Source organism: Acaryochloris sp. IP29b_bin.148 (assembly GCF_028285565.1).
In the GTDB taxonomy this organism is placed as follows: domain Bacteria; phylum Cyanobacteriota; class Cyanobacteriia; order Thermosynechococcales; family Thermosynechococcaceae; genus Acaryochloris.
The window spans coordinates 1-6,967 of sequence record NZ_JANQOY010000049.1; the positions used below are offsets into that span (position 1 = coordinate 1).

The 6,967-nt window shown below is 40.8% G+C and carries 8 protein-coding genes; 2 read left to right on the forward strand and 6 right to left on the reverse strand.

The features are described 5' to 3' along the window. The first annotated feature begins 377 nt into the window (after nt 1–377). Together Q0986_RS05390 and Q0986_RS05395 are read left to right on the forward strand one after the other, a co-directional pair. Nucleotides 378–1,226: a DUF1350 family protein gene (locus Q0986_RS05390; RefSeq protein WP_299405392.1), complete on the forward strand. Its 849-nt coding sequence runs from the start codon at nt 378–380 to the stop codon at nt 1,224–1,226. 213 nt (nt 1,227–1,439) lie between these two features. Further along, complete coding sequence (locus Q0986_RS05395) at nt 1,440–3,104, forward strand: GMC oxidoreductase (protein WP_299405397.1); 1,665 nt, start codon at nt 1,440–1,442, stop codon at nt 3,102–3,104. Nucleotides 3,105–3,444: 340 nt separating this feature from the next. Here Q0986_RS05395 and Q0986_RS05400 read toward each other — a convergent pair whose 3' ends face one another. The 6 genes from Q0986_RS05400 to Q0986_RS05425 all read right to left on the reverse strand — a co-directional run bounded on the left by Q0986_RS05400 (nt 3,445) and on the right by Q0986_RS05425 (nt 6,638). Further along, nucleotides 3,445–3,975 carry a hypothetical protein gene (locus tag Q0986_RS05400; protein ID WP_299405401.1) on the reverse strand — a complete coding sequence of 177 codons (531 nt, stop codon included), beginning with the start codon at nt 3,973–3,975 and terminating at the stop codon, nt 3,445–3,447. A gap of 560 nt (nt 3,976–4,535) precedes the next feature. Next, nucleotides 4,536–4,763 (reverse strand): hypothetical protein, encoded by a 228-nt coding sequence (locus tag Q0986_RS05405; RefSeq protein ID WP_299405404.1) that lies wholly within the window; start codon nt 4,761–4,763, stop codon nt 4,536–4,538. Nucleotides 4,764–4,766: 3 nt separating this feature from the next. Next, entirely contained in the window at nt 4,767–5,033 is a 267-nt protein-coding gene (locus Q0986_RS05410) for a hypothetical protein (protein ID WP_299405409.1), read from the reverse strand. A 237-nt stretch (nt 5,034–5,270) separates the two neighbouring features. Beyond that, nucleotides 5,271–5,939 (reverse strand): hypothetical protein, encoded by a 669-nt coding sequence (locus tag Q0986_RS05415; RefSeq protein ID WP_299405412.1) that lies wholly within the window; start codon nt 5,937–5,939, stop codon nt 5,271–5,273. Between the two features lie 200 nt (nt 5,940–6,139). Next, entirely contained in the window at nt 6,140–6,415 is a 276-nt protein-coding gene (locus tag Q0986_RS05420) for a hypothetical protein (protein ID WP_299405416.1), read from the reverse strand. Next, nucleotides 6,393–6,638 carry a helix-turn-helix transcriptional regulator gene (locus Q0986_RS05425; RefSeq protein WP_299405420.1) on the reverse strand — a complete coding sequence of 82 codons (246 nt, stop codon included), beginning with the start codon at nt 6,636–6,638 and terminating at the stop codon, nt 6,393–6,395. The genes Q0986_RS05420 and Q0986_RS05425 overlap by 23 nt, the downstream gene beginning before the upstream one ends. Nucleotides 6,639–6,967: the final 329 nt, after the last annotated feature.

A 6,967-nucleotide genomic window follows, 5' to 3' on the forward strand; every position in this document is an offset into this window, starting at 1 on the left:
CCGCTGCAAGCAGACGGGGTATGGAATACGATTTGCTCCCAAACCGTAGATTTGGATTGCAATCCCATTTCTTCGCTGCAAGCAGCGGGGAATCTACCCCTACTAGATTGAATTTTTTTCAATTAACTTTGAAGATTTGCATGGGTATTTATTAATTACAAATAGAATTTGTGGCATTAAAGGGAATGTGTACATTTTCTTATCTTATTTAGATGAAAGGTAGTCTGATGTAATCATTGTAAAAATTCAAATAGATTTTGAATAATAAATAGATTATACAATGAATTAAAACTACAGCAAATCAATATTTAATAACTATGTAATAGCTATGGACTGAATTTGATCCTATAAAAGTTTTGAAAAAACAGGAGAATAAAATGGATGCAAAATTTAAGTTAAAACCAATTGGTTTCTCATGGGTGAGTATCCATCCTAAGCCAATTGGTGTTGTTCAGGTTATTGGTGGTATCTTTTTTGGAAGCTTCCCAAGCATATTCTATCGTCATTTGCTAAGACAACTTTTTGATGCTGGATATACTGTAATAGCGACTCCCTACCAATTTACTTCAAACCATTGGAAGGTAGCTATTAAGTTAGTGAAGAAGCGTATTCAGGTGGTAGCTGCCATCAAGAAACGGGCTGAGAAATTAGGATATGATTGCTCAATATACGATGAGGATCCTAAATCCAGAAAAGCAAATTACTTTTGGGTCGGTCATAGTGTTGGCTGTAAGTATGTTGCCTTATTAGAGTTGCTGACAGATCTTGAAACCAGAGGATTTAGCAAGTCACTTGGTAAATGTGTAGGTGAAGATCAGTTTAAGCAGATTCAATCTAGTTTAGGTAAGGCAGACTTAGCTGATATTTCGATTAAAAATCAGCCTTCTGTTCTGTTAGCTCCTGCAATTACAGGAATTGAAAGCGCTGTGCCAATCAAATTTCTTGCTGATTTGATGAAAAGGATTGGACTTGATGTTAAACCTAATGTGGAAGAGACTCATTGTCTCATCCATAATAGCAATCTGTTTAACTTGGAGGGTATTGTCTCTTATAAAGAAGATAATATTGCTATAGATACGATCCTTTGGCTAAAAGACAATATTCGACCTGCTGTTTTTTCTATTTTAGAAGGAGGTCATCTGGCTCCCTGCGATTTCAGCGCTATAAAAAAAGCTACAGCAGAAATAACTTTAGAGTTTCTGAAAAAACTCAGAAGAAAACTTTAGTGGCTACATATAGAGAGCAAGGAAAAGAAGTATGAATATTCTGTAGTTGATTTATGATAATTCTGACTTCAGATTCTTAACGCTCCCTTTGTAGCTCACTTATTTTATTTGTGTGTAGCTTTAGAAAGATTCTAGATAGCAAAACCTTAATCGTAATTTCGATGTTGATTTAGCGCTGTTATTGAAATACAGCTATAGGCTAGGGAGGCAAAGATGGAGTTCAAATATATCGTAGTTGGTTCTGGTAATGGGGCCTGTGGGTTTCTCAGTCGTTATTTGGACTCCCAAGCTCAAGGTAAAGTTCTGGTTTTGGAAGAAGGAGAGGATTTTTTCTACAGTAGTGATATTGCCCATCAGCTAAATTGGCTTAAATCCTTTGCCGAAGGTAAAATCTTTAAGCTGCACAATACTCAAACCCCCAATAGCATACCGATAATTTCTGGAAGAGCCTGCACGATGGGTGGTGGTGGGTCGATCAACTACACGATGATACATGAATCGTCCGAATGGTTGTCTACTCACGTGGGTCAGCCTGTTGGATATTGGCAGGATCTAAAACAAAAGTTGAATTACAGATTCGACCGAGATGACCCAGGAGAAGATCTCTCTCCGATAACCCAACATGTGTTGAAGATAGCTAAAAAAGCTGGATTTCAGGAAAGTGATGACGAACTTGAAAATATTCCGAATCACCCAGAACAAGATGAGAAGCTCCTCCACCTTTTTCCCTCTCTCTTCAACCCATTTGGTCAGCGCACCCATAGTGGTGTTTCCATCGTTAATTGGTTTGATGACCGGATCGTTCTCAAGACCCAGTGTCAAGTTCAAAAACTGGATTTTGAGACGACTGATACGGGTGAGTTAAGGTGTAGCGCAGTCCATGTTAAAAATCTTGTTGATGAAACCTCTGAATATGTTTCCCTCAAGGAGGGTTGTAAAGTCATTCTTTGTGCTGGAGCGGCAACCCCTCGCCTGTTACTACCCTACAGTGAAGAAATGGGTCAGGGCGAAATTGGTCATCATGTAAGCGACCATATCCTTTTACCATTGGGACTCTACATACCTAAAGAAGGGATTGACACCACTCCTAAGGATAACTATGTTCCTGTGTTTGCGACGACTTTATGGAGAGATGATCCAGATTCTGAAGCGACTGTTTGCACCTTTGACTTCTTCGCTGGTGAATTTGATCGCCTTATTTTTCTGGTATCTCATCTATTTCTGGCACTACTTTTACCAAATTGGCTCAAACGAAAGGTGATTAAGTATCCTAATCTCTTCACCTTTACTAAGAATGCAGTACGAATTTTGATCCAGATTGTCGCCTTTTTCATCAATAGAGTAAGGATTGTGTGGAATGGCCTCATAGGCAAACCGAGACAGCAAGAGTTGGAGCTTGTCACTGCTATTCTGAAGTTCAAACCTCGTTCAGCAGGATATTACGTCAAAGATAGTTCACGAATTACACTAGATTTCTTTGCCCCAGATCCGAACACTAGTTTTAATCAGGATAAAGAAGTTGCCAAAACTGTAATCAAGGACCATATAGACTTTTTGAATGAACTTGGTTATCAGCCTCACTGGTTTGTGAAATGTTTGCTCCGATGCCTGACTCGGATTCCCTATACCAAAGGTCAAGTCGATAATTATGTCGAAACCTATAGTCGAAAATTTCTACTAACCGAACAGCATTTAGCTGGAGGATGTCTCTACGGATCAGTGCTCGACAAGGGCCTAGACAACCCAGAAGATACCGGCAAAGTATTCGGAACCCATAATGTACATGTTGCAGATTTGTCCTCGGTACCCCTACCTCGTGTCAGTCCGCAAATGACAGCTTATCTCTTGGGATTTCATGTGGCTCAACAACTGAGTTAAGTGTAACTAATTTAGGAAGCGCAATATATCCCTAGCCTATAGCAATTAATTATCTATTTTCTGGGAAATTCCTGTAGTTTTATGAATAAATGATCCTAGATTAGGGATCTATTATGCTTCTCCCAGACTTAGACAACCGCTTCCCAGAAAGTGCTCTATAAAACTTGCCCCGGTTTAAGTTGATACCCATAATTAAGCAAAAGAATCTATTTCTGTGTTTAATTCTGTCTAGATTAATCTGAGTTCGGGATAAGCTAAAACCCTCATGTTTCGTAGGCTGAAATCTGCATACCTTCGTAGAAGTATCGCAAAAATGTGCTTATCCCGAATTGGGTTTAGATTAAAAATGTATCAGTGGATCTCCGCCAGCAATAGGGACAGCGTATGAAAGCTGATCAAAATCTAAGTCCCTGGGCGGATCGCCTATATTTTCTGGTAAAAATGTGCCACGATATTCAGCTGTAAGAAGTAATTGTGGATCGGGTATCTCTGAGTTTTGGTTAACTAGAATTTCTACATATCCACGTACTTCATAATTAGAGGCAGGTAGTAATGCTGTGACATTGGGTGCCAACAATAATTGACCTGTATCACAAGCGGGCAAAGTGATTGTACGAACACTTTTTTTAGGATTTCCTGGCAAGGGGTTTAAGGCTTGTGGCTGATTAGGGCCTTGGACATCGAAGAACGTAATAGCATTGCTTAAATCTGGGCCAGTAGCAGTAAAACAAACATCTAATGTTACAGGGTCATCTTCATCAAGATTACTAATTGTCAAAAAATATGCTTGAATGACCGTACGATCTACGCTGGGAGGGTTAGGAATAGGCGTAATCGCTTTGACTAAAAGTTCAAAGTTTGAAATTAGCATTAATATTGCTCCTTTCCCTATATTTAGGGATAACTAATATAGATATCAGTCCAATAATTATCTTTTATGCATTAACAAAATTCTTTAAAATAACTCATTTGCTACCAGCATAAAGCGGGACGCTTAGAGAGATGACTGCAAGCTAAAAAAACCTGGAACATCCGTCAGTTTAGAGCTTTAAAATCATTGCTGTAAGATCCTTGAAGGATATGGTTTCCCGGCTTAAGTTGATATCCACTCATTTTGGGATTTTATCCAGTTAATCTAGGATATTGGCTATTAAACCTAATATAAATAACTGAAAAAGCAGAAATAGGCAATTAAATCTCCTCGCTTTGAGAATTTTCTCAATCATTCTGTTTTCTCCCCATAGCAAGCCAGATCCCAGTAATAGAGATCTATAGAATTTTGGATTTCAAGTCGGGTTATGGTTGCCTAAGTCTGAGGGTCAACCCTCAGACTTAGGCAACCATAACCGTATTAAGGGATGCGATCGCAACCCCACCGACCATGATCACATTCTTCTGCTCTGCTCCCTGCCTTTACTTGGGGATGCTGCATTATTGGATTCTTTTGAGCTTGGCCCGAGTTTGGGGAATGGTATCGGATTTACCCTTAGCCACTATCTCAGCATCAGGGAATTCCTTGAGTACAGGCTTTTTGGACTCACCCTGGCAAATCCAGCCGAGCAATAAATCACGCTCATAACAGGGGTGACTCTTCCCAGGATCAACCATGACAGGTTTCGGCGGGCAGTAATAGCGGATGATGATTTCATCAGATTCCATTGATCAGGATTGTCCGCCATCTTTGCTCAATAAATAGTCAACGGCCCGCTTAAGCTGCAATGTCTGCTCTGCCAATTGACCGTGTAAAGTCTGCATTGCTAGCTGACCTTCAATCAACAAATCGATTTTCTTATCTGTAGCTTTTTGCTGCTCAAGTACTTGACCAATTGTGGCAGTATTAGCCTGCGTTGCATCTAGCAAACTCTGAGTAGAGGCTGCAAGGGCGTCAAGCCGATCATCGGTCCATCTTTGAGAATTGCTGTTGGTCATATAGTTACGCCTCTACTGAATCTGAAGCCTTAGCACTAGTCTAATTTCTCTGGATTGGAGCGAGCCACTAATCAGCCAATCAGCCACTTGCCAATTTTCAGAAACCATAAGGGATTTATATTACCTAGACATTATGGAAACCATAGGGAATTTGAAAGATTACAGTTGGGTCTCAGATGGCTAATTTTAGGTGCAAGTCGAGGGTATCAGAATTTACGATCGCATTTCTGCATTGCATCATTCTTGCCAAAGACTACTATTATTTAACGCTTCCATTGCAACCCGCACTATCTCAGATTCTGGCCTGTCAATCTCAACACCTTGAATACCATCGTCTTTGGCCTCAAACTCTCGGCATTCATCAGAACGATCACCTGTGCCACAGCCAAAGGGCACAACTGCACAAGAGCCGCGATACTCGCCAATGAACTTACAGCGGGAACAGCAAAAGAAGGGGCGAAAAGGTGTTTGCTCAACTTTTGCCTTACTCCCCCTTGGTTCCTCTAATAATGTGGTGTTTACCCTGGCGAGTCTAATAAGCCGTTCATCAATAGTATTCACCCCTTGCACTGTTCTCTCTGCGGCACTGGTAAGACTTTCATCAAATCCAGTAACCAGAACGATACGGGTTGGTTCTTGCAGATCATCAATGCTAGACCATCGACCATCTTCCGATTCATCTACAAGGTTGTCGGGCTTCTTCTCTTTCTCAATATCATTAATCAAAATTCCGATAAACCCGGAATATGCAATCGAACCTTGGATCAGCAAAACCCACTGAACGGGTGTCAATGTCTCATTCTCAGCCTTGGACCTCATGCTTAGCCCTAGTCCCAGCCAGGAAGTAAATGTAATTGCAGCAAGGGATGCAAGAGCAATGTTTTGAGCTGAAAGTTTGATTTTCATTGGATTACTTCCGGGATGCCTCAGTGCTGGGCTTGATTGAATGACTTAGGTAGGCAATATAGAATCTCGCTGGAATTTGAAATTTAAGCCTGGATTCAGTCGGTTAATTTTAGGTGCAAAGTTGGGGCGGTATCAGAATTTGCGATCGCGCCACCCAGCTATGGGGTACTCCACGGTAATCACTGCGGCTAGGTATGCAGTCACGGCAAATACTTGATAACGACATTGGCGATCACGATGACGGCCACACCGATGATCAGGCGAGTCTGAAACCCTGATTCAAGATCATTGGACTTGGCATCAACCTTGTCGAATTTGGCGGAGACTTCGGCTCTAAAGTCTTTAAGTTCTGTTTCAAGCTTATCCACCCGACGTTCAACCCGGTCTATGCCTTTCTCATTGTGGCGAACGGATTCCTTAAGGGCTGATACTTCGGGGATTGGAAGAGATTGATCATTGAAATTTCCCTTTCCCAATTAGGTCGATGTCTTCACATTTCAATGCATCACACAGCCGATCCATTTCAGGTCCGCTGATTTTTGGCATCTCATCAACTTTTCTCCATCGGGTGATAGTCGATGCACTGAAATTTGCTTGCTCTGCCAATTCATGGATTGAAATTTTCCGATCAGCCATTATCGCCCTCAGCTTCCATTTCATTCTTGCTAGCACTGTCATAGTTTCTCCTTTATCAATCATATGTTGCTGTTTTTAACCAGAACATAGCTAAATCTGGTTCTAGAATGGTTGACGATGTTTTTCTGTGACTATATTCTATCATAATTAAAATAAATTTAGTCAGATTTGATATAATTTATGTCAAATATAGTACAATAGAGACATGAGCAAAGGCACCGCCCAACCGTGGAAAGTTATCGCGATGCCTTTGCTGACTCCCTATATCCAAAGGAATCAACATGAATTCTACTACTATAGCAATCAAAGATTGGGTTAGGACACTTTTCTGAAGGCATGATCCACCGCATCCCAAAAATTTTCGAACTGATGACCTGTTTTGCGTAAGCAAT

Bases quoted from the DNA above. Each gene is read 5' to 3' on its own strand.
- Q0986_RS05405 (WP_299405404.1), bottom strand. From the start codon at position 4,763: ATGGAATCTGATGAAATCATCATCCGCTATTACTGCCCGCCGAAACCT.
- Q0986_RS05390 (WP_299405392.1), top strand. From the start codon at position 378: ATGGATGCAAAATTTAAGTTAAAACCAATTGGTTTCTCATGGGTGAGT.
- Q0986_RS05400 (WP_299405401.1), bottom strand. From the start codon at position 3,975: ATGCTAATTTCAAACTTTGAACTTTTAGTCAAAGCGATTACGCCTATT.
- Q0986_RS05395 (WP_299405397.1), top strand. From the start codon at position 1,440: ATGGAGTTCAAATATATCGTAGTTGGTTCTGGTAATGGGGCCTGTGGG.
- Q0986_RS05425 (WP_299405420.1), bottom strand. From the start codon at position 6,638: ATGATTGATAAAGGAGAAACTATGACAGTGCTAGCAAGAATGAAATGG.
- Q0986_RS05415 (WP_299405412.1), bottom strand. From the start codon at position 5,939: ATGAAAATCAAACTTTCAGCTCAAAACATTGCTCTTGCATCCCTTGCT.
- Q0986_RS05410 (WP_299405409.1), bottom strand. From the start codon at position 5,033: ATGACCAACAGCAATTCTCAAAGATGGACCGATGATCGGCTTGACGCC.